General features: G+C 58.8%; 19 protein-coding genes. 7 read left to right on the top strand and 12 right to left on the bottom strand.

The features are described 5' to 3' along the window. Nucleotides 1-153: 153 nt before the first annotated feature. Both E0486_RS00385 and E0486_RS00380 read right to left on the bottom strand, forming a co-directional pair. Nucleotides 154-2,934, bottom strand: a complete 2,781-nt coding sequence (locus E0486_RS00385; RefSeq protein WP_131850151.1) for a M14 family metallopeptidase — start codon at nucleotides 2,932-2,934, stop codon at nucleotides 154-156. Between the two features lie 49 nt (nucleotides 2,935-2,983). Then, nucleotides 2,984-5,512 (bottom strand): GEVED domain-containing protein, encoded by a 2,529-nt coding sequence (locus tag E0486_RS00380; protein ID WP_131850150.1) that lies wholly within the window; start codon nucleotides 5,510-5,512, stop codon nucleotides 2,984-2,986. 305 nt (nucleotides 5,513-5,817) lie between these two features. Between E0486_RS00380 and pdxA the strand changes: the two genes are divergently transcribed. Then, complete coding sequence (pdxA, locus tag E0486_RS00375) at nucleotides 5,818-6,903, top strand: 4-hydroxythreonine-4-phosphate dehydrogenase PdxA (protein ID WP_131850149.1); 1,086 nt, start codon at nucleotides 5,818-5,820, stop codon at nucleotides 6,901-6,903. 119 nt (nucleotides 6,904-7,022) lie between these two features. On the opposite strand, the gene E0486_RS00370 is transcribed toward pdxA, so the two are convergent. The 9 genes from E0486_RS00370 to E0486_RS00330 all read right to left on the bottom strand — a co-directional run bounded on the left by E0486_RS00370 (nucleotide 7,023) and on the right by E0486_RS00330 (nucleotide 14,802). After that, entirely contained in the window at nucleotides 7,023-7,709 is a 687-nt protein-coding gene (locus E0486_RS00370; RefSeq protein ID WP_131850148.1) for a LolA family protein, read from the bottom strand. A gap of 9 nt (nucleotides 7,710-7,718) precedes the next feature. Beyond that, the gene (locus tag E0486_RS00365; protein WP_131850147.1) at nucleotides 7,719-8,558 is read right to left on the bottom strand and encodes an ABC transporter permease; all 840 of its coding nucleotides are present in this window, start codon (nucleotides 8,556-8,558) and stop codon (nucleotides 7,719-7,721) included. Next, nucleotides 8,527-9,465 carry an ABC transporter ATP-binding protein gene (locus tag E0486_RS00360; RefSeq protein ID WP_131850146.1) on the bottom strand — a complete coding sequence of 313 codons (939 nt, stop codon included), beginning with the start codon at nucleotides 9,463-9,465 and terminating at the stop codon, nucleotides 8,527-8,529. The genes E0486_RS00365 and E0486_RS00360 overlap by 32 nt, the downstream gene beginning before the upstream one ends. Before the next feature lie 216 nt (nucleotides 9,466-9,681). Further along, the gene (locus E0486_RS00355) at nucleotides 9,682-9,966 is read right to left on the bottom strand and encodes a winged helix-turn-helix domain-containing protein (RefSeq protein WP_131850145.1); all 285 of its coding nucleotides are present in this window, start codon (nucleotides 9,964-9,966) and stop codon (nucleotides 9,682-9,684) included. Next, nucleotides 9,959-10,636, bottom strand: coding sequence for a hypothetical protein (locus E0486_RS00350; protein ID WP_131850144.1), 678 nt, complete (start codon nucleotides 10,634-10,636; stop codon nucleotides 9,959-9,961). Before E0486_RS00350 ends, E0486_RS00355 begins: the two co-directional genes overlap by 8 nt. Then, nucleotides 10,633-11,214, bottom strand: a complete 582-nt coding sequence (locus tag E0486_RS00345) for a hypothetical protein (RefSeq protein WP_131850143.1) — start codon at nucleotides 11,212-11,214, stop codon at nucleotides 10,633-10,635. The genes E0486_RS00350 and E0486_RS00345 overlap by 4 nt, the downstream gene beginning before the upstream one ends. Before the next feature lie 199 nt (nucleotides 11,215-11,413). Then, a complete protein-coding gene (locus E0486_RS00340; RefSeq protein WP_131850142.1) occupies nucleotides 11,414-12,070 on the bottom strand; it encodes a tetratricopeptide repeat protein in 657 nt (218 codons plus the stop codon). 90 nt (nucleotides 12,071-12,160) lie between these two features. Continuing rightward, entirely contained in the window at nucleotides 12,161-12,463 is a 303-nt protein-coding gene (locus E0486_RS00335) for a 2TM domain-containing protein (RefSeq protein ID WP_131850141.1), read from the bottom strand. A gap of 92 nt (nucleotides 12,464-12,555) precedes the next feature. Continuing rightward, a complete protein-coding gene (locus E0486_RS00330) occupies nucleotides 12,556-14,802 on the bottom strand; it encodes a TonB-dependent receptor (RefSeq protein WP_131850140.1) in 2,247 nt (748 codons plus the stop codon). A gap of 216 nt (nucleotides 14,803-15,018) precedes the next feature. Here E0486_RS00330 and E0486_RS00325 point away from each other — a divergent pair, with 216 nt between their 5' ends. The 6 genes from E0486_RS00325 (at nucleotide 15,019) to E0486_RS00300 (ending at nucleotide 20,875) form a co-directional block, all read left to right on the top strand. Beyond that, on the top strand, nucleotides 15,019-17,013 hold the full coding sequence (locus E0486_RS00325) for a polysaccharide deacetylase family protein (RefSeq protein ID WP_131850139.1): 1,995 nt from the start codon (nucleotides 15,019-15,021) through the stop codon (nucleotides 17,011-17,013). A 425-nt stretch (nucleotides 17,014-17,438) separates the two neighbouring features. After that, on the top strand, nucleotides 17,439-17,840 hold the full coding sequence (locus tag E0486_RS00320; protein WP_131850138.1) for a response regulator: 402 nt from the start codon (nucleotides 17,439-17,441) through the stop codon (nucleotides 17,838-17,840). An 83-nt stretch (nucleotides 17,841-17,923) separates the two neighbouring features. Next, complete coding sequence (locus E0486_RS00315) at nucleotides 17,924-18,328, top strand: response regulator (RefSeq protein ID WP_131850137.1); 405 nt, start codon at nucleotides 17,924-17,926, stop codon at nucleotides 18,326-18,328. A 72-nt stretch (nucleotides 18,329-18,400) separates the two neighbouring features. Further along, on the top strand, nucleotides 18,401-19,372 hold the full coding sequence (gene ric / locus E0486_RS00310; protein WP_243697342.1) for an iron-sulfur cluster repair di-iron protein: 972 nt from the start codon (nucleotides 18,401-18,403) through the stop codon (nucleotides 19,370-19,372). 22 nt (nucleotides 19,373-19,394) lie between these two features. Continuing rightward, entirely contained in the window at nucleotides 19,395-19,832 is a 438-nt protein-coding gene (locus tag E0486_RS00305; protein WP_131850136.1) for an RrF2 family transcriptional regulator, read from the top strand. Continuing rightward, a complete protein-coding gene (locus E0486_RS00300; RefSeq protein WP_131850135.1) occupies nucleotides 19,829-20,875 on the top strand; it encodes a hypothetical protein in 1,047 nt (348 codons plus the stop codon). The genes E0486_RS00305 and E0486_RS00300 overlap by 4 nt, the downstream gene beginning before the upstream one ends. Here E0486_RS00300 and E0486_RS00295 read toward each other — a convergent pair. Continuing rightward, nucleotides 20,861-21,157, bottom strand: coding sequence for a metal-sulfur cluster assembly factor (locus E0486_RS00295; RefSeq protein ID WP_131850134.1), 297 nt, complete (start codon nucleotides 21,155-21,157; stop codon nucleotides 20,861-20,863). The two genes, E0486_RS00300 and E0486_RS00295, sit on opposite strands and share 15 nt — an antisense overlap. Nucleotides 21,158-21,302: the final 145 nt, after the last annotated feature.

Here is a 21,302-nt window from a genome sequence, read left to right as displayed (position 1 = left end):
GCAAGCGGATCAGTGTGTTCAGGAGGTGGGTAGCGAAAAAGCCTTACCATTTAACGAATCAACCAATTAACCAAAAACAAAGAAGATCACGGTCGTGGGGGGCGAAGGACCCTCACTGTCCGTGATCTTACCAGAGGAAACCAAATCCAAAAACTAAAGTTTGACGATGCGCTGCGCACTGAGCAGGTGACCGTCGGTATCATAAACCTGGAGCAGGTAGGTGCCTTGCGCCCACTCGCTCATCGGTACGTTGAGTGTGCTGTTGCCGCCACTCTTGTGCTGCCAGAGGCTGCGTCCCTGGAGGTCGCGCAGGTGGAGCTGCAGGGTGCCGGGGCGGGTGCTCTGCACGTTGATGTGGAGCTCGTTGTGCGCCGGGTTGGGAAACACGTTGAGCTGCACGTTCAACTGCACATTGATCAGCACCACATTGCTGTAAGTAACGCGGCCGCTGCGGTCCACCTGCTTTACGCGGTAGTGGTTGGAGCCGGGCTCGGGGTGCGCGTCGAAAAGGCGGTAGGGCGGGTTCGGGTTGGGGCGTCCAAGCGGGGTAAAGTGAATGCCGTCGGCGGAACGCTCCACCTCGAAGTAGTCGTGCTGCTCGTCGGTGCTGGCTTCCCAGTCGAGGCGCACCTGGCCGTCGGGCTGCAGCTGGCCGGTAAAGCGGAGGAAGTGCACGGGCAGTACGTTGAAGGTCTGCGTCGTCTTCACCACGTTGATGTTGTCGATGTAAAACCCGTCATCGAGCTCGTGGGCAAAGTTGTCGGCATCGGCGTCGGAGGTAAAGACAAAGCGCAGGTACACAGCGTTGTTGCCTTTCAGCGAACTGAGGTCATACGACACACGGGTCCACTGGTCGCGGATACCCGTGAGTGCGGGCTGTCCGCCGAGGGAGCCGCCACCGGTTGCCGAAGGTTCGGCTACTGTGTGCGAACCGCAGAGGGTTGTCACGTTCGAAGCGAAGGTGCTGCTGGTCGACAGCTGCACCTGCAGCTTGTCGCGGCAGTTCTCGGTGCGGTGCTTTACCCAGAACACCAGGTAGGAATTGGCCACATCGGAAAAGTCGAAGGCGTTCTTGTACGTCAGCGTGCGGGTGGTGCTGGTGGTATAGTTGACCGCGGTGCTGTTTGTGCTCGGCGACTCGGTGAGTGAATTGCTGCCGGCATAAGCCGCCTGGTTGGTATAGGCCCAGTTGGCGGAGTTGCCCGTTGCGTTGCTCGCGCTCGTCCAGTTGTCGCTGAAGGTGCCCTCCATATCGTCGTACAGCAGCGAGATGGGGTTGAAGATCTTCGTTACGGTGTCGTATACCGACACGCCTCCGGCAGTTACCTTCCAGGCATAGCGCACGCGGTAGCCGTTCTTGATGGCGTCGGGCAGCTTGTACCCAACCGATCCGGAATAGGTATCGTAATAATTGGTGGGGGTAAAGGTCGCGGCGGTGCCATTGAGCGTAATGTTCTCGATGGGAACAAACGTTACCGTGGCCTGGCCAATGGTGAGACCGATGTTGCGGATCGTGAAGGGAAGCGAACCGGTCTTTGCAGTCAGCGTGATATCGCTGCCGTCCTGGACGTCGTAGTAGGCGCCGGCGGCGTAGGAAAGCTGCAGGTTCTGCATGCAGTTCTGCTGGCAAAGCGTTTTGATCTGGCTGATCGGCGCCCAGAAGTCGCCGCCGCCGGCCTCGCCGGTCATGCCGTACACCTTGCCCTTGGTGCCCAGACCGATGTCACCCATCAGCAACCAGTCTTTGATGCCGCCGGCCACTTCGTAGTTGACCGTCTCGGGCGAGTTGCCCGCGCGGTGACAGTTGTAGGTGCCCATGAGCGCCGGGATAGCGGTGTAGAAATACGAGTCGTTGGTGCTCATCGTATGCAGCGAGGGACGGCCGAAAGGCAGCGAGTAATAAGGGCCGTAGCAGTGCTGGTCGATGGCAGCCACAAAGTGGTGCGCCGTCACAAACGCGCGCACATTCTGCGTTTCTTTTTCCGAGAAAGCCGACGGTCCGTAGTAGGTTTCCTGCGAGGCCGTGCTGGAGCCGCAGCTGGTGCTGGCGCCGGCGCAGTTGCCCCAGTCGATACCGTAGTTGCGGTTAATGTCCACGCCGTAGGTGCTGCCCGAGATCAACCGGCGGTTTTTCCGCCAGAGGCCGCCGCCCGTAGTGGGATAGGAAGCACTCGCGCCGCTGTAGTTGTAGGCGTAGCCGTCGGGATTGAGGCAGGGGATGATGAAGATCTCGCGGTTGTCGACAAGCTCCTTGATGCGCGCGTCGCTGCCGTAATTCTCGGCGAGGTACTGTGCAAAGAAAATAAGGCTGGTACCACCGATCGCCTCGCGGGCATGCTGCAGGCCGGTGAACAGCACTTCGGGCTCCGACTCGTCGGTGGACACTCCGTCGGAGATCTTCACGCCGTAAGTAACCTGTCCGCCTTGCGAGGTGCCGATGTTGAATACCGACACGATGCCCGGGTAGGCGCTTGCCAGCGCGTTCATCTTGGTGATCATTTCCGCGTAGGTGAAATAGCCGGTGCCGGAGGCGGCGCCGAGGCGCAGCGATCCGCCATTGCCGAAGGCGGCGGGAACGGTGAAAATATTGGAAGCCTGCTTGCAGCTGACCTGCAGGTTGGCGCGTGCCTGCTGCTCGGCTTCTTCCCAGTGTTCGCCGATGCGTTTGTTCTTTTCGGTGGTATAAGCTACGTAGTCGTCCACGACCACGGTGTAGGAAAAGCCCGAGGCACGCAGCACGGCGAGCTCATCCTGGTTGAGGATGACCTCCATGGCGTCTTTTTTCATCTCGTAGTGATCGAGTGCCAGCCGGTCGATGGCAAAAGCCTTGGCAGCGGGGTTCTTGATGGAAATGCGGACTTTGCTGTATTTATCCTGCGCGAAAGAGGCCGTACTGCAAAGCAGTAGCAGAAGAAAGGTTAGAATTTTCCTCATGGGTTCTGGTTGGATTTGGATAGTGGTTCTGGATATTGAAAGGACTGGTCTAGCGGCGTAATACGAGACGTTGGGTGCGACGCTGCGGCCCGGTTTGCAGTTCTACCAGGTAGGTACCCGCAGGCAGCAGTCCGGGGAGCGCGATGGGATGGCTGCTGCTTCCGGCAGGAAGGCGCAACGACTGCTCGAGCACGAGGCCGCCCGTTCCCGTATAAATACGGAGGACGCCGCTGCCGTCGGCCGGCATGTCCACATCGATGCGGGCCGTTCCCGCGCTCGGGTTGGGGCGAACCACGAAAGCAGGGTCATTGCTCCATACGAGCTCACGCACAGCGCTCCACAGTGCCTGGCCACCAGGCTTGCGCAGCTGCAGGCGATAGTAGGTCACCCCGGGGAAAGGGCGCGCGTCGACGGCGCTATAGCTGCGCTGCGCGGCGGGCGTGGCAGCCTGGCTGCGCTGCAGCTCTTCCCAACGCTGGCCGTCGGGGCTGCGTTGCAGGATATAGGAGGTGCCGGCCACTTCGTCGGAAACATCCCAGCGCAGCTGGCTGCGGAGGCCGTCTTTGTGGGCTTCAAAAGAAAGCAGGTTCGAGGGCAGCGTGTAGGCATTCACCTGCACGCGGTAATCCTCCACCTCACCGTCGGAGAAGTAGCCCGTAGGGTTGCTGGTGGTCATGCCGTTGATGGCCGATGTCACGCGGATGCGTACGAAGGTGTAGGAGTACGGGGCCAGCGTGGTGCTGGGCGTGGGCCAGAACAGCTGCACCGTCTGTGTGGAGCTGCTCGAAGGAACGTTCACCGAAATGCCTTCGCTGGCTTCGAACGTTCCATTGCTGTTGAAGTCCACCCAGGCGCAGACCGTAGCGGCCGCACCGGTGTTGTTGAATACGTTGACGCTGGTGAGGTAGTTGCTGTTGCTGATCACGATGGAAGGCGTGGGCAGGCCATCGTCGGCGTCGCCGGTGGCGAGCACGGATGTATTTTTCGACCATTCGTCGGTCACGGCTGCGCCGAGGCGCAGGTTGGTCACCAGCTCGTGCACCGCGGGGGCATCAGGGTTGGGATCATAAGTAGAAGGCGCGTCACCGAAGTCGGCCTTCGGCTTGAAAGCTTCCGTGGCGTCGCCGATGCTCGGCGAAGCGGGTAAGGCCGGCGATCCTACGATCGCCTTGGTATTGCTGATACCGGTAGTGCCGTTGTAAAGCGATACGCTCGTACCCACGTTGTAGATGTTGCCGGCGTAGTCGATACCCGTCTGGTTCACCGTAAAGCCGGGAATATTGGACGTCAGGGCGCCCGTGAACATATTGTACTGGTTGATATTGGCTCCGTTCACCGATACGTCGAAGTCGTACAGGATGCCGTTGTAGATACCGATATCACCCCAGTCGTGGATCTGGTTGCTGCCGTCGTCGGCGGGCATGCCGAAGGCCTGGATGGCCGTGGCGGGCGTGCTGCCGCTGATGTCGATGCGCCACACGATCGACTTGCGACCGGTATTGTTGGAAGTCGTACCGCTGTACCCTTCAACGCCCAGGTAGAGGCTGCCGTTGAAGAAGGCGGCGGCGCCTGATTCCAGGCCCGACTGGTACGTCGGGACGCCGAGCGTGTTCACATCGGTAATAAAGGTGCTGATGCTGCCGTTGTTGAAGTCATACTTCATCACCTTTTTGGTGGCGGATGGGCTACCGGTAAGGCTGTACGTATAGTACAGGAACTTGTTGTAAGGGTCGTAGGCGCAGGAGTTGATGTTGTTGCCGGAAGGATCGGTAAAGATCCATTTGCCTTTGCCCGTGACGGGATCCACCTGGTACACCTGGTTGTTTACCGACACCAGCACGTATCCGGGCTGGTTGGTGAAGGGCTTGGCCGTAGCGAAGTAGTTGGTGGGGAAGGCCGCCGCCGTGGTGCAGGCTGTAATGTCGGACAGGAAGAACATACCCGACTCCTGGCCGGACGCCGGGCCGCTGTTAATCGTTCCAGTATTGGTAACGGTGATGGTGATGGTTTTTACCGAACCGGGAACCGAAACGTTCAGCGTGCCGTTCACCGACGTGTTGCTAACCGCCGAGCTGCTGGCGTCGGCACGGGCCGTAGCGGTGCCGTTGTTGGTGAAAGAAAGCACCGAGGAGCCGAGACCGGACAGCGTCACGTTCTGCGCCACCCCGAGGGAATTGTTGGCCGTGAAGGCAATACGCTGGCTCACATCCACGTCGTATAAAGAGAACTTCAGGTTCTGAACGGCAGTCTGAAACGTCAGGGTGATGATACCGTTGCCGATGAACTGCACATCCACACCCGCGCCGTTGGAGCCCGCCTCACCGGTGTTGGAAGCGCTGATGCCCCCGATAGAGGATCCGCTGTAGTTGTGGGTGATCGTTAGTTTTTCGGTGCCGAACGCGAAGTATTGCGTCTGCGATTGCGCCGTAGTTACGTAGGTGGCATATCCGCCCGTCGTTTTCAGGAAGTCCATCGCGTCCCAGTTGATCTGGGCCTGGGCAAAGCCGGCGCCGCATTGTGCGGAGGCCTGGTTGGAAAAGACCATTACGGCCACAAGGAGGCGTAAAAGTCGCTGCATAGGATACGGTTTTAAAAGGATAGGATCACGCTTCCGAAGTAGCGCGCCAGGCTCACTACCGTACCCTCCTGCCAAAACAGCCCGCTAAGCGGCCCTGTTCGCGAAGGCGACGAAAAGAAGGATGTTCAGTTTTTGGGTACGGATTCGGTTTGATATGCATAGATACGAGACCTATTGCTTACCGGTTCAAAAGTAAAGGGCGATTCTCATCTATACAAGGGTAAAACTCGGTAATTTTTAATAGTAAACTTACGATGCCACAATCCGTGTTTTTACCTAGTGGGGTTTTTTCGTAACCTTTGCACATGCAAAAACCTGTTATCGGCATCACCTGCGGCGACCTGAACGGCATCGGAACGGAATTGATCATCAAGACCTTCTCGGACCACCGCCTGCTGGAGCATTGCACGCCGGTCATTTTCGCGTCGAACAAACTGATTAACTTCTATAAGAAGACGATGCCCGAAGCGGCATTCAATTACCAGAGCCTGAAAGACCTGACCAAAGTGAATCACAAGCAGGTCAACGTTGTCAACTGCTGGGAGGAAGATGTGGCCATTATACCGGGGCAGCTCACCGAGGCTGGCGGCGCTTATGCGGTCAAATCGCTGCAGGCCGCCACGCAGGCCCTGCTCGAAGGCCATATCCACGGCATCGTCACCGCCCCGATCCATAAAAAGAACGTACAGTCCGAAGAATTCAAGCACACCGGCCATACGCCCTACTTCAAGGAGGCAGCCCGCGCCCGCGACGTGCTGATGCTTCTTTATACCGACAATATCCGCGTCGCCCTGGTTACCGAGCACCTCCCGGTGAAGGATGTGGCCGCTCAGATCACCAAGGGTGCCCTCCTCAGCAAGCTGCAGCTGCTGCAGCAAAGCCTGCGCCGCGACTTCGGCATCGACAAACCCAAGATCGCCGTGCTGGGACTCAACCCGCACGCCGGCGACGAAGGGCTGATCGGCAACGAAGAAGAAAGCATCATCCGCCCCGCCATCAAAGAAGCCAAGAACACCGGCGCCCTCGTGTTCGGGCCCTACAGCGCCGACGCTTTCTTTGCCCGCCGCTCCTACCTGCAGTTCGACGCCGTGCTGGCCATGTACCACGACCAGGGGCTTATTCCGTTTAAGACGATCGCCGTGGGCGAAGGCGTCAACTTCTCCGCCGGCCTGCCCTTTGTACGCACCTCTCCCGACCACGGAACGGCCTTCGACATCGCCGGGAAAAACCTGGCCGATGCGACGTCGTTTACTACCGCGGTTTTCGAATGCGTGGATATCATCAACCGCCGCCGCGAATACGAAGAGCGCAACAAAAACCCGCTGCGCAAAGTGACGGGCGAGATCCTGAAGAATGTGGAAGACGAGCGGATCGATGAGACCATCGGTTAATGTATTAATAGTTAATCTGCTAACAGGCGAACGCCCGGCCAATGGCCGGGCGTTCGCATTTAAATAGTGCCGGTAGCCGATCGGCAGGAGCAGACCAGCAGATTTTTCAGGTGAGCAGGTTAGTTGGCAAACACCCGCTCCGGCACTCCTTTATTAATGGTATAGGTACCATAGGTCAATGTAACGCGGCCTTTGCCGTCGCCTTTGGGTGCTTCTTTTTTCGGCCCGCTCTTTTCGTAGTCGAAGGTCATGCCCTTGGGGAGCTTGAAGTCTTTGGCGCTGAACACGAAAGTGACTTTGTCGGGCAGGCCCCAGGCGGTGTACCTGCCGTAATCCAGCAGCATTTCGTAGGAGCCACCGTCGCGGGTGACGACCGTACTTCTACGGATAACGCCCGCAGCCGCATCTATAAACAACGTACTCAGCACTACTTCGGCATTTTCGGCCGTCGGCAGCAGCTTTACTACCCGTGTATGAAACGGGCCTACTTTAGCCGACCCCGCATCCACAATGCTGTATTGATCGCCGGCAAGCAGCGCCGCCATGTTTACCCGTACGCCACCTTTGGGCAGCACGGAAATGCCGTTGGGCTTCTGCACCCGGAAGCGGTCGGGGCTTTTGTAATACACGGTCACCGCCGAGCGTGGCGCACTGATAAAGGGCACGTTGATGTCCATCACGGCAGCTGCCTGGTAATCGCGCACCTTGTCCAGCCGCGCCTTTACCTGGCGCACCAGTGTGGGAGCGTCCTGCGCGCCGGCAGCACCGGCGGCCAGTATAAATACGGAGAGGAGTAGTTTTTTCATACGGTTCATTTACGAAAGAATGTCTTTTTTGCGCGCGATCAGGAGCGTGCCTCCAACCAGGAGCACGATGTGCGCGGCGAGGATCGTGGCCGAGCGCGCTATCTCCGCCCCATCAACCGGCCGCTCAAAAAAGCCTTTCCAGTTGAGCATGTGGTTGGTGAACAGCCAGGGCTTGAGCACGTTAAACATGGGTATATCCATCGTGGTGAGGATCGTGCATACGATGATGACGCTCATAGTGGCGATGATGGGCCCTACGGCGTTCTCAGCGAAGAGCGAAAAGAAAAAGGCCAGTGCCGCGACGGTGGTCATGGCCAGCGCGGCGAAGCCGAAGGCCGCGCCGTAGCGCCAGAAGATATCCGCGTGGTCGAGGATGACGATCATATCGCTCTTCAGGATGATGAGGTCGCCGCTGCCGAAGAGGAGCAGCGAGCCGAAGAGTGCGAGCAGGGCCATAAAGAGGAGCAGGCACAGCGTATAAATAGTGGCCGCCGCGAACTTGCTCAGCAGCAGCGCGCTGCGGCTGACGGGCCTGGAGAACAACAGGCGCAGCGTTCCCATGTTGGCCTCGCCGGCAATGGAGTCGCCGGCCACCAGGGCAATGAGCAGTGGAACGTGCACCAGCAGCGTTTGCAGGATCACGAAGCACACGAAGTACCCGTTGATGATGCGGCCGCTGATGGAGAAGGTGCTTTCCACCGATTGCAGGGCGAAGCCCAGGTAGGTAGCCCCGTCGGAGTACAGGGCCAGCTGCAGCAGCAGCACGATGGCTGCCACCGCGCCGAAGGCGATGTAGGTGCGCGGCTTGCGGGCGATCTTAAAGAGCTCGATCCGGACGAGGGGCCACATGGGTGTTCTGGGTTATGGAGAGGAAATAGTCTTCGAGGGAATGGCGGGGCTGCAGCGCCTGGATGGGCACACCCAGTGCCACCAGGTCGCGGGCGAGGGCCGGCACGTCGGCGCGGGCCATACGCAGGAGGAGGCGGTCTTGCCCGTCCTGCAGGGCACCGGCCCAGGAGGAAGCGGCCAGCAGTTGCCGGGCGACGGCACTGTCGTTGGTGACCAGCTCCACCAGCATGTCGGCAGGGTTGAGCAAATCGTGCACGCGCCCTTCGGCCACCTTTCGGCCGCGGTCGATGATGAGCATGGCATCGGCTACCAGCTCCACTTCACTGAGCAGGTGCGACGACACGAGTACCGTCTTGCCCTCCTCGCGGCTCAGGTGCCGGATAAGCGTGCGCACTTCGGCGATACCCTGGGGGTCGAGGCCATTGGTGGGCTCGTCGAGAATGAGGAGGCGCGGGTGGTGCACGAGGGCGCAAGCAAGGCCGAGGCGCTGCTTCATGCCCTGCGAAAAGGTCTTTGTCTTGTCGAAGGCACGATCGCGCAACCCCACCACGTCGAGCTGCCGCAGCACTTCTTCTTTTGAAGGAGCAACGCCGCTGAGGCGGGCCATGATGCGCACGTTGTCGTAAGCCGATAAGTATTTATACAGGTCGGGGCGCTCGATGACGGCGCCCACCTGCGCCAGGATAGCGTGGCGGTGCTGTTGCAGTTCCTTTCCGAAGATCTCGATGCGCCCCGCCGTGGGCTGCACCAACGTGAGCAGCATCCGGATGCTGGTGCTCTTGCCCGCGCCGTTCTGGCCCAGGAAGCCATACACAGCGCTCTCCGGCACCGTAAACGACAGGTCGTCCACAGCCTTCAGGTTGCGGTACTGCTTCGAAAGTCCGGTTACGGAGATGATCGGTGGCATGCGTTGCAAAGCTAGGCCGGGGCCTTGCTGGTGTAACAACCGGAGAAGAAGAAAGGTTGTTAAAGCCGGGGGAATTCAGCAGGGCAGCCCGTTACACGATAAGTAACCTGCCTGTTGATGGTTTCTTTAAGCCCGAGGCAATAAAAAAAAACGCCGCTACGCGGCACCCTGCACTACAGCCGGCCTTCCACTTCCGACTTCCGACTTCCCACTTTCCTACTTCCTGATATATCCCTGCAGCGCCTTCACATAGGCCTCAAACGCATCGACCCCTTTCGGCGTAATCTTGCAGAGCGTCTGGGGGTAGTTGTCTTTGAACTGCTTCGTCACCTCGATGTAACCGGCCTCTTTGAGCTTTTGCACCTGCACGCTCAGGTTGCCGGCCGTGGAGCCCGTTTGCTCGCGCAGGAAAATAAACTCCGCCTCCTTCACCCCGATGAGGAGCGACATGACGGCGAGCCGCAGCTGCGAGTGCAATATGGGATCGAGGTCTTTAAACATGAAGGGTACGGTTCTCGTTCCTGTAGCGGGCGCGCAAGATAAGCCCGGGGACGAGCCAGTTGGCGATGCCGGCAAGGCCGTTGAGCAGCAGATCCCAGGTGTTGTCGGTATAGCAGGAGATGATGAAGAACGTGTAGCAAAAAATGGCGCCCACCAGCATGGGCCGAAAGCGCTGCGCGATACCGGTGGCCAGCGTCGGGATCCCGTAGAGCAGGATCAGCAGGCTGCCGTAGCTGGGGATCCGCGGTTGCACGACGCGCAGCTCGCCGTTTACCTTTTGATAAAGCTCCGCTCCTTCGGCCGACAGGCGCGCCGCCTCTACAGCACCGACGGTATTGCAATAAAAGACGAGGGCAAAGAGGCTTAATCCATATACCTGCCACACCGCGTTCAATGCCTCCTGCGTGTGCGTGCGCACGCGGCGTTGGCGCGCCTCCCGGACGCTGATGATCACCTGGGGCAGCAGCGCCGCCAATGTCAGCAGCCACACGTCGAAGCCGATGTAAAAGTGGGCGCGTTGCTGCGCGAAGCTCATAAGCCCGCAAAAAGCGATGACGCTGCCCCAAAGAATAGCGCTGGTGCCGGTTTCGTGAAAGTTCCTCCTTGCCTTCCCGATCATGTCGGTAATAAGCTTCAGGCTCTCCTGCTCGTTCATGGGTTGCTCGTTCATAGTACTTCAGTTTTGCTACGGCCCAGCAGGTACCCGGGAATAATGTAGCTGCAGAGAATGGCCAGCGCCGTCAGCAGCATCTGGTAATCGTAGGGCACAAAGATGCAGATCATCGCCAGCACCCAGTTGATCAGGCCGCCTGCCACGAGTGGACGAAAGTGCAGCAGGCGCCCGGAGATGAAGGTGCCGAGGCCGTAAAACAGGATATAGAACGGGTAGGCGTGCAGGAAGCCGCCGGGCAGCTGCGCGATGAGAAACGAAAGCACGAAGAAGGAGATGCCTACGCCCATCCAGAGCGCGCTCATCGACTCGCCCACATAGGTGCGCGCACCCGCGCGGCTGTGGCGCCTTGTGCGGATCATCGTGATGATCACCGCCGGCACGATCACCCACCACACCTGGTAGTGCCGCGGGTAGTGCACCAGCACCTTCAGGATAAACTGGGCCACGAGCGCCCCGAAAGCTACCCAGCCCCAGAAGAGGAAGTAAAACCGGTTCGCGCCCAGGTTGGAGCGCGTTTTCCGGATCATCGTGTGGATCAGCGCAAGGCTGTCGTCGGGCGTGAAGTTTGGTTGCATAGTTTCTATAGTGAATCGTGAGAGAGAAAGAACGCAGATTTTGTAGGATTCATCAGCTGATAAATGATTTTCTCTTTTTGCTATTCCTATAGGCAATCGGATTTTTGCTACGATTATAGGGCCTTTCTACTGAAAGAACAGTACTAAAGAATCTGCGCTAATCGTAGAAATCATAAAAGATCTGCGTTCTTTCTCTTCGCTATTTCGCTGCCTGCGCCAGGAAGTATTCCGTATTTATACGGCCCCAGTGTGGCGCAAGCGCGTCGGCGGGCTTGAAGCTATCGAATTTTTTCAGGGCTTCTTTCCAGAGTTCAACGGCTTCTTCCTTGCTGCCGCCAAACTGCGCCGGCGTAAAAAACTTGTCCTGGCCTTCCAGGTACAACACGCGCGGGTTGTCGGGGTTCAGCTTTTTCGCTGTCTCCAGCGCCTCGCCGGCCTGGCGTCCATAGGTCATGTAGCGGCTCATCGGGTCGCCCATCATGCGCAGCGTAGCGATCATCTTGCGCACAACGTAGATCTCGGAGTTGTCTTTGCTCAGTGCTTCGGCCTTGTTCAGCAACTCTTCGGCCTTGTCGGCAATGGGGTCCAACTGTGCGGCCATACCGCCCATCTTGCCGCCGGTGAGCGAGTAGCCGCTGCTTACCTTGGCCAGCGCGGCGTAGTAAAAGGGAATCCACTGCGTTTTCTCCGCTTCGGCAATACGCTCAAAGCCGGCCGAAAGATCGTTGAGCCCGCTCAAGCTGCGGGTCGTGTCGAAGGCGTTAACCCGCGGCTGCATGGCGGCCACGTATTTCTCGCTCTGGGCAAAGGAAGCGCCCGAAACGAACAGGGCAAGAAGAAGAAGGATCTGTTTCATTGTTTTTGTTTTTGTGTTGACGACGCAGCGCGCCGGATTTTTTTATTTTGGAGCGGCACGAAGCACCGCCACCTATGTTGTTCTTGGAGATCAGCGGCCTTCGCGCTCGCGCATCAGCTTCTGGTATTCCGATTCAGCCGGGTCGGCATGGTTGCTGCCCGGACCGAAAGCGCCGAACCACTGCGCGGCGATACCGATGCCCCAGCCGAGCGTCGGCCACACCGGCCAGGGAACGCCGGCACCGTAGGAACGCGCCCCGGTGAAATACCAGATGGCCCACAGAAAGGCGTTCACGGTAAGATAAGTGAACAGCGAGCGACGGAAGCCGGCCCGCCGGCGCGCAATGCGCCACAGGTGCGGATCCTTGTCTTGCGGAATGTCGTTGTAGTTCATATAAGCGAAGTTTAGAGGTTTAGTAGGATTTGTCCGTTTAGGAGTTCAGAGCTTCAAAAATTTCTCTCGAATCTGAAATCTGAAATCCAACATCAAAGATTGTTATTGATGATGTCTTCCGTGCGGTCAACGCCGAAGGAGATAAACGCACCCAGGAAAAAGAACATGTTGGTGGGCGGCGTAATCGCCTCTTTCCGCGATCCGTTCTGCGCATACTTGTAGCCATACACCTGCTTGTTGCCCAGGAAATTGGTGACCGATGCCACCAGCACTGTATTCTTGCCGGCGCCTTTGGAGAACAGCTTCGGCAGGTAGTTCATGCTGAACGACGCACTATGGTAATCGATGGTGCGGCCCGCGTCGGTCAGTTGGAACTTGCCCGAGCCGTTGTCGTAGCCGATGTTGTAGTAGGGACGTCCGGAAGCGTACGTATACGAGAGGTTGAAGCCGGTTTTGATGGCCGGGATAAAACGCTTCAACACCAGCGACGCCGTGTGCTTCGCCGCAAAGGAAGGCTCCAGCGCCGCGGGGAAATTGAGGTAGTCGCGCTTTGTGTCGAGGTACGAATACGAGATCCAGTAGTCGAGACCCTTGAAGGTCTGCTTGTCGCGCCAGAACAGTTCAAAGCCCGCCGCCTCGCCGTAGCCGCCCGTGCCGGTAGCCGTTTCGCGGCCTTGGAGCACACCCGTCTTCAGCAGGCTGCGGTATTTCTTGTAAAACACTTCGGTGCGTAGCGTTTGCTTCGGGCTCACGCGCTGGTATTGGGCAATGTAATGCGTAGCCTTGGCGTAATCGAGCGTTACCGGCGCGGACAGGTAGCGGCGCTCGGGCGTCTGGTAAAATTCACCGTAAGCCAGCGATGCCTGTCCTTCCTTGCCCACCTTGTAGGCGAGCGACAGGCGTGGCGCCGCATTCACTTTATCAAGCAGCGCGGAATGCTCGGCACGCATGCCCACGCGGGCTGCCAGCGCATTGGTGATGTAAAGATCGGCTTCCCCGAAGAGCGCCTTCCCGTGCTCGGTCACCGCGTTCGGGAATTGCTGCCCGTTGAAAAGCGTATAGTCGCTGCGGTCGGAGCTGTAGTTGTACTCGCTGCCCAGGCGGAGCGCGCTGAGTCCGCGGAGGCGGTATTCGAATACGGCCTTCGCATTGATGTAGCGGCCTTTCGTAACCAGGCCGAAGTTCTTCTGCTCGAAGCCGGCGACCATCTTCGGATCGTTTTGCCCGTCTACCAGCTGCGCGTCGATGTCGTCGCGGTTGGTCGAATAGGAGGCGCCGAGCTGCAGCTTCCAGCGGCCGCCGAGCGAGCCGCGCCACGACAGGTTGTGGTACATGTTGTTGTTGCGCAGGGCGAAGGCGTCTTTGTAACCGATCGTGTCGATGCTTTGCTGGCGCAGCCCCAGCTTGTTGAAGCTGAAGTAACCGTAGTATTTCAGCATGCCCGTGCGGCCGGTCTTGATGCGGAAGTTGGCGTCGGCGGTATGGTACTGCGGCACACCGAAGTATTCGTCGCGGAGCTTGATGAGCGCGAAGCCGAGGCCCACATTGGTGTAGCCATAGGAAGCGCCCCAGGAAGCCTTCTTGTTTTTCGACAGCTTCTGGAGGCCGCCGCTCACACCCAGCACCGACACGCCCACCTGTCCGGAGCTTTGCTCGGGCAGGTCGATCGATTCGAGGATGAGTGCCGACGAAAGGGCCTGCCCGTACAGGGCCGAGTAACCGCCGGCGCTGAATACGGTTCCTTTAAAAATAAAGGGCGAAAAGCGGCTGCGCTGTGCCACGTTCGGCACCGAGCTGTAAAAGAAGTTATTGACGAGCGTGCCGTCGATAAAGGTCTTTGTTTCCTGCGCCGTGCCGCCACGAACGAAGAGGCCTTCGCTCTCTCCCACCTGCTGCGCGCCCGGAAGCGTCTTAACGGCTCCGGTAACGTCGGCGAGGGCCGAAGCCGTGGTGACAATATCGATCGGGCTCAGCACCGTCGTCTTTTTCTTGTCGCTGGCTTCAAAGGAGCCGGCCGAGATCACTACGGCCTTCAGTTCCGTTACCTCCTCTTTCAGTTGCACCGACAGCTGCAGCGGGCTGCCGGTAAGCTGCACCGGGCCTTCCCACGACTTATAGCCGATGGCCGACACCAGCAGCACCTGGGCGCCTTTTTCGGTGCTGGCAAAGGAGAAGCGCCCGGAGGAATCGGAGGTTCCGCCGTCGTAGGAACCTTTGATCGTAAGGCTGGCGCCGGCAACTGCTGCGCCCCGGGCATCGCGTACGGTGCCGCTGAGGGGCTGGGCACCGGCAAGGCCGGCGATCAGCAGGAGGCAGAAAAGAAGGGAGAAGGATCTCATAAATGCAATTGTCAGACAAACATAAACTGGTTTACGATATAAACCAAACTATTTTTCAACTTCCTTTTCCAGGAGCACCTCTTCCGTCAAAATCCTACAGCCCCGATTGGCACTATGTTTTCTGCCTGATTAAAAGCATGCGTATTCATCGCGAACTGGGAAATTGACTGACCAATCGCTTGCTTCCACACCTATCCAACCTAACCGACTAATGTTATGACGTCACCATCATTAGGAAAATCCGTTCTTCTGAACGCGCAAAAGAACCTCCTTCTCCTTCCAGTTGCACAATGTGTACTGCCCTTGGTATTGCTCCGGGCCGTTTTCCACCTCGCGGGACACGAAATAGCATTGGAAACGGAAACAACCTATGTCCTTTATCTCTATTCAATTGTGTTTATCAATACAGGGCTTGAAATGTATGCCGTAGCCCGGCTGCTTTTCAGTGCCGATCCGGACAGGGAGCGGGCCCGCATCGCCAGTCCGATCCTGCTGGTCAAAGCATGTCTTTGGCTGCCAGCTTTGGCAGGCGGCATTGCCTGCTGCGTCCGGTATGCCGATTCGCCTATCTACAACCTGGTCACACTCACGATGTTCTCCCTACTGTCGGCCAGCCTGTTGCTCCCGGCTTGGCTGGATGAGGGCTCCGGGCGACTGGCGGCGGGAACACGCTTGCTGCTGCTCCATCTTTCGTTTTGTGCAGCAGCTATTGTACTGACACACCTCCGTGCCGCGCGGTGGCTGCTGCCACCGCTTGCCGTAGCCTATGCACTGCTTACCCTATGGCGGCTGGGGAAAGGGCTTCGCAAAGCCCGGCCGGACCAAACTCATTCGTGGGCTGCCTTGCTCAGCCAGTTTCTGAAAAACGGCGCCTCCTCCCCGGTAAAATACTGGATCGCCAATCAATTGTCGGTAAGTATTCTGCTGGTCGCCGCATATTTGCTGGTGAAGGAAGATGCCTGGCTTTTTGCCGGGGCCATCAACGTGTTCCTGCTGGAGCAGGCCCTTTTTCTTTTCCCGATAATTGCCATCCTGCTGCCTTTTATACAAGTTGCGTTTAGCCGGAGTCGCCGGGATGGACTGGAACGGCTGCAGCGCATCCTGCCCTATATCATATTCCTAAGCCTCGCGGCTGCGCTATCAGCCTTTTTCCTTGCCGAAAAGATCGTCACACATTACCTGGGAATTCACTTTGCCGCCTCCACTACCATTGTGTCGATGATGTCGCCGGTGCTCTTCTTTCACCTGACCAATACCCTTCTGGGCACACAACTATTGCTTATAGGCGACGAAAAGCGGATCTGCATGCGCTTTTTAGGCTTTGGGTTCATCGTGAATTTTTCCCTCCTCCTGTTGTTTGCAAAACTGTGGCACGGCAATGGCGTTGCCGTTGCCTTTGCTATCGCCGAAGTGCTCCAGTTCGCCGGCTATCTGCTTTACCTGAGCCAGCAGCAGGATCCGGATGCGCATTCTGGATTTATGCGTCCCGGCCAGATTGCCAACAATCTGCTGCACACCCTGTCGGAACGGGCCTCGCGATATCCTCATTCCCTGGCAACACGCCTCGCTTTCCGGTATGGACTGCTGGTGGAGGCTACCCGCCAGATTGAAACTGAAAAGCGATTGATTTACCTCACCTTCGACGATGGCCCCGACCCCGTCGGAACGCCGTTCGTGCTGGAGCAATTGCAGCTGTATGATGCCCGGGCCACCTTCTTTTGCCTCGGCTCCGCTGTTGCACAATACCCGGAGATCTATGCGCGCATCCGCTTTGAAGGCCATGCTGTTGGCAACCATACCCACTCACACCTTGATAGCTGGAAAACCCCATCCGATACCTACATTGCCGACGTAAACGAGGCAGCCCGTCTCATCGACTCACCGCTTTTTCGACCGCCTTACGGGCATATCAACCGCTCCCGGATGCAGTACCTGCAATGCAAAGGGCATCCCCTCCAGCTCGTCCTGTGGTCGGTCGACAGCAAGGATTACGACAAAGGCATCACACCCGAACAGTGCTTCCAAAACGTAGCCAGTAAAGCCGGCCCAGGATCAATCATACTTTGTCACGACATTTTAAGCTCTGCGGGCCATATCCGTGTAGTTCTGCCACGCTTACTCCAGCATTTCACAGCATTGGGCTATCGTTTTGAAGCAATACCGATCGCGGCGCACCAGGTTGCGTTTCACCTCCCCGCCAAAGCGTCGTAACGGCGGGCCAACCCCGTATAGCCTTATGGATACGATCGATGCCGCATTCGGCCATTGAAATAGTGCCGCCATTGCGGTACTGTCGCTGATCTGGGTAAAGAAATAGCTGCCGTTGGCATTACCGTAGCCGCCACCGTCCGAAGAGTCCACACGGGTGGACCCGTATTGATCTTAAAGCTATCATCTTCTGTCAATAAAGTGTGATCGTAAGCGCCATTATTCAGTCACGGGCCAAATTCAGCATAGGGGTGATAACCTATATTTTTCCGAGCATTTACCCTAACGTATTTATACGATTTATTTTTTTCTGCCTAAGTCATTGTGGCTGAATGCACAAACGAAGTTGTTGCGTCGTAGATTAGCCGCCCGAACGACCGGTTTTTTAAAATCCGGGGCTGCCGCTACTCCGTAAGTAACCAACTGCTATGACCCCTTCTATTCGCCTGCTGCACCTCGAAGACGACGAGGACTATCAACGCCTGTTGGAGCTCGCCCTCCGCGCACACACCCATGCCATCAGCCTGGAGCGCTTCACGCGCGCCGACGACGCGCTGGCCCACCTGCGCAGCCTGCCGCCCGTGGCCTACCCCGACCTGCTCGTGGTGGACCTAAACCTGCCGGGGATGTCGGGCTACGAATTCATCGAAGCCCTGCACCGCGAAGGACCGCAGGGACTCACCGCCGTCGTATTCACCTCCTCGGCGAGCGCCGAAGACGAGGCTTTCTGCGCCCGCCACGGCATCGACATGCTGACGAAACCCGCCAGCATCCGCGATTGGGAAGAATTGGTCGGGTGGATGCTCGCCACCAAGCTTGAGCTGCATTAAAGCACCGTATATTAGCACCGCGCCGGTGCAGCGGTCAAACAGGCTCGGTTTTTGGCAGCTGCCGCGGGACAAATGATCGGCTTATGGCGGAAAAATGCATCCTGTGGGTAGACGATGATACCGACGACCTCGAAATGTTTTCGGAAGCGGTGGCTGAATTGCAACTGGGCATCAGCGTGCTTTATGCGCGCAACGGGCGCGAAGCCCTCGAGCTGCTCGAAGACGGCGCCACCCGCGACGCCCTCCCCTGCCTCGTGATCCTCGACATGAATATGCCCCAGATGAGCGGCCGCGAAACCCTGGTGGCCCTGCGCCAGCACGAACACTTCGCCGCGCTGCGGACCATCGTGTTCACCACTTCCGAAAACCCGCTCGACCGGCTCACCTGCGAAAAATTCGGCGTGCCCCTTTATGTGAAGCCGCGCACCTACCAGCAACTGAAAGAAACCATCCGGGAATTTCTCACCGACGACGGGGCACTATCCTGACGGCGACTGACGAGGATCAGTTTCCGAGTAAAAGTATCCATCTACTTTTACTCCGGATTAAAACAACTCCTCATGATGGCTACCGATACCACCGTCCCGGGCAGCGTATACACGCTCCACGTTTCGATTATTGAACCCCGCCTGAAACACCCCACCATCTTCCGCTACTTCGACGAGCTGGCGCCGGGTGACGCCTTCCGCATTCTGAACGACCACGACCCGAAGCCCCTGTATTACCAGCTGATCGCCGAGCGTGGCAACGTATTCGCCTGGACCTACCTGGAGCAGGGGCCGGACAACTGGCTTGTAGAAATACGGAAGCTCGCCACCGCCGACGGCCCCACCGTGGGCGAGATCGCCGCGAAGGATCTCCGCAAGGCCGAAGTGTTTCGCAAATACGGCATCGACTTCTGCTGCGGCGGTCGCAAATCGCTGAAGCAGACCTGCGCCGAAAAAGGCCTTGACCTCGCCGCTGTGGAAGCCGAACTCGAGGCCAGCGCCGGCAGCGCCGCACCCGCCGAGAACTACGACGGCTGGGACCTCGGATTCCTGGCAGATTACATTTACAACAAGCACCACCGCTACTACTATGACGAAGCGCCCGCGATCGGCGACCTGCTTGAAAAAGTAGCCGGCCACCACGGCCACGCCCTCCCCGAGCTCCTCGACCTGCGTGCCGCCTGGACCATTCTCAGCAACGAGCTTCAGACGCACTTCGCAAAAGAAGAGAAAGTGGTCTTTCCCTTTATCAAGGCCCTGGTGCAGGCCCGCGACAGCGGCGACCACGAAGCCCTGCGCCGCCAGTTTTCCCTGCGCGAGCCCCTGCAGATGATGGAAGCCGACCACGAAGCCGCCGGCGAGCTGCTGGCCGGCATGCGGAGCTGCACCTTTGGCTACCGGCGCCCCGAAGGTGCCTGCAACAGCGTCAACCTGCTGTATACGAAGCTGGAAGGGCTGGAAGCGGACCTTCACCGCCACATACACCTCGAAAACAACATCCTGTTCCCGAAAGCCCTCCAACTCGAGAAGGAGCTCCGCGGATAAGGTTCCCGGGCCATCTTTGCCTATGCTTTCCACCTCCTGTAAATATGCCTTGCGGGCGGCCGTATTCCTGGCTGCGCACTCCCGGCAGGGAGCGCGCGCCGGAATCCGTGCCGTGTCGGAAGCGATCGGCGCCAACGAACACACTACGGCCAAGATCCTGCAGTTGCTGGCGCGCGAAGGCCTGATCGAATCGGCCAAAGGACCCAACGGGGGCTTCAGCATTCCGCCCGGCGGCAAGGAACTTTTCCTGATTGATATCGTGCGCGTGGTGGACGGCACCGGCCTGTTCACCGAATGCGGGCTGGGCCTGCAAAAGTGCTCCGACAAGAAACCCTGCCCCATCCATTTTTCCTACCAGGCGGCGCGCGGACAACTGCACCAGGAGTTTTGCACCCACACCGTACAGGGCCTTGCCGACGACCTGGAGCTCGGGAAGACCTTCCTCAAACGAAATCGATGAAACTGACACTGGCAGCCCTGCCCCTGGTTCTGCTGGCCCTGCTGGCAGCCCTCTGGAGCGGCCTGCTCCGCACCGGCTGGGCGCTGCCCTTGCCGCTGGCCGCCGCCAACCACGGCAATTTTATGGTCAACGGGTTCCTGGCCTCACTGATCATCCTGGAACGATCTGTCCTCTTCCGCGGCTGGTGGGTGCGCCTGCTCCCCGCACTGAGCGCGGCCAGCGTGCCCGCCTTCCTCTGCGGCGCCCCGCTGCTGGCCGAAGGCCTGCTGCTGGCCTCGGCCACGGGCTTCCTGTTGCTGTGCGCCTGGTTTGTATACCGCCATCGCGAGCTTCATTACTATGTTTTTGCCGCGGGTGCCGGCTCCGCCCTCTGCGGGCAACTTGTATTTCTACGGACGAACAGCTACGCCGCGGCGTCGGGCTGGTGGATGGCTTTCCTGCTGCTCACCATCGTTGCCGAGCGGCTTGAGCTCACCAAGTTCCTGCCGCGCCCACCCGGCCGCCAGGCCATCCTGCTGACCGCGCTTGCACTGGTGCTGCCGGCCCTGCTGCTGCCCGCAGACGGGTCCTACCTGCTGTCGCTGTCGCTGGGTGTTACGGCGCTCTGGCTGCTGCGCTACGATATGGCGCGGCATGCGCTTCGCGCCGGCGGGAGCCATCGCTACTCCGGGTGGCTGCTGCTCACGGGCTACGGGTGGCTGCTGGTCGCAAGCGTGCTGCTGCTGGTACAGGCGCGGCTGCCGCTTGGCTACGACGCGGTGCTGCACAGCTTTTTCATCGGCTTTGTATTTTCGATGATTTTTGCCCACGCCCCGGTGATCCTGCCGGCGTTGCTCAAAAGACGGCTCCGCGTATATCACCCGCTGTTGTATGTTCCGTTTGGCTTGTTGCAGCTGTCGCTGCTGCTGCGTATCTGTGCCGATGTGGCGGGCGCACCGGCGCTGCGGCGCTGGGCCGGCCTGGGCAATGCTGTGGCGATCGTACTGTTTCTCGCCTTTGTGGGTGTGCATACGGCGGCGCAGTTGCGCTCAGGAAAAGCCTAGCTGCGCGCGGGCTTCGGGGCTCATGCGCGCCTGCGTCCAGCGGGGCTCGTAGGTAACGTCTACATGCGCCGTTGTAATACCCGGTGCTCCTTCGATCGCGGCCCGCACCTCCTCGGGGAGAAAGGCCGCTGCGGGGCAGGAAGCCGTGGTGAGCGTCATCAGCACATAGACTTCGGACCCGATCACCTGGAGGTCGTAAATGAGACCAAGGTCGTAGATGTTCACCGGGATCTCGGGGTCATAAACGGTGCGGAGCCGCTCGATCACTTCGGGCACTGACATAAAGGGAGGTTTGCGCAAAGGTCTGCGGGCCCGCTTCAGGGCAGGGTGACGCCGCAGCAATGGCGCGCTGATTCTGGTCAGGGTTGTGAAACCAGGAGCCGCGGCCATTATTGCAAGCAGTAACGGCCAACACGATGGCCGGGGA

Source organism: Flaviaesturariibacter aridisoli, from assembly GCF_004343705.1.
Classification (GTDB): domain Bacteria; phylum Bacteroidota; class Bacteroidia; order Chitinophagales; family Chitinophagaceae; genus Flavisolibacter; species Flavisolibacter aridisoli.
This window is presented reverse-complemented; position numbering and strand designations above follow the sequence as displayed.

Coding starts and splice junctions, on each gene's coding strand:
- E0486_RS00315 (WP_131850137.1), top strand. CDS start 17,924: ATGGCGGAAAAATGCATCCTGTGGGTAGACGATGATACCGACGACCTC.
- pdxA (WP_131850149.1), top strand. CDS start 5,818: ATGCAAAAACCTGTTATCGGCATCACCTGCGGCGACCTGAACGGCATC.
- E0486_RS00385 (WP_131850151.1), bottom strand. CDS start 2,934: ATGAGGAAAATTCTAACCTTTCTTCTGCTACTGCTTTGCAGTACGGCC.
- E0486_RS00360 (WP_131850146.1), bottom strand. CDS start 9,465: ATGCCACCGATCATCTCCGTAACCGGACTTTCGAAGCAGTACCGCAAC.
- E0486_RS00365 (WP_131850147.1), bottom strand. CDS start 8,558: ATGTGGCCCCTCGTCCGGATCGAGCTCTTTAAGATCGCCCGCAAGCCG.
- E0486_RS00325 (WP_131850139.1), top strand. CDS start 15,019: ATGACGTCACCATCATTAGGAAAATCCGTTCTTCTGAACGCGCAAAAG.
- E0486_RS00335 (WP_131850141.1), bottom strand. CDS start 12,463: ATGAACTACAACGACATTCCGCAAGACAAGGATCCGCACCTGTGGCGC.
- E0486_RS00350 (WP_131850144.1), bottom strand. CDS start 10,636: ATGAACGAGCAACCCATGAACGAGCAGGAGAGCCTGAAGCTTATTACC.
- E0486_RS00355 (WP_131850145.1), bottom strand. CDS start 9,966: ATGTTTAAAGACCTCGATCCCATATTGCACTCGCAGCTGCGGCTCGCC.
- E0486_RS00340 (WP_131850142.1), bottom strand. CDS start 12,070: ATGAAACAGATCCTTCTTCTTCTTGCCCTGTTCGTTTCGGGCGCTTCC.
- E0486_RS00370 (WP_131850148.1), bottom strand. CDS start 7,709: ATGAAAAAACTACTCCTCTCCGTATTTATACTGGCCGCCGGTGCTGCC.
- E0486_RS00320 (WP_131850138.1), top strand. CDS start 17,439: ATGACCCCTTCTATTCGCCTGCTGCACCTCGAAGACGACGAGGACTAT.
- E0486_RS00300 (WP_131850135.1), top strand. CDS start 19,829: ATGAAACTGACACTGGCAGCCCTGCCCCTGGTTCTGCTGGCCCTGCTG.
- E0486_RS00345 (WP_131850143.1), bottom strand. CDS start 11,214: ATGCAACCAAACTTCACGCCCGACGACAGCCTTGCGCTGATCCACACG.
- E0486_RS00295 (WP_131850134.1), bottom strand. CDS start 21,157: ATGTCAGTGCCCGAAGTGATCGAGCGGCTCCGCACCGTTTATGACCCC.
- E0486_RS00380 (WP_131850150.1), bottom strand. CDS start 5,512: ATGCAGCGACTTTTACGCCTCCTTGTGGCCGTAATGGTCTTTTCCAAC.
- E0486_RS00330 (WP_131850140.1), bottom strand. CDS start 14,802: ATGAGATCCTTCTCCCTTCTTTTCTGCCTCCTGCTGATCGCCGGCCTT.
- E0486_RS00305 (WP_131850136.1), top strand. CDS start 19,395: ATGCTTTCCACCTCCTGTAAATATGCCTTGCGGGCGGCCGTATTCCTG.
- ric (WP_243697342.1), top strand. CDS start 18,401: ATGATGGCTACCGATACCACCGTCCCGGGCAGCGTATACACGCTCCAC.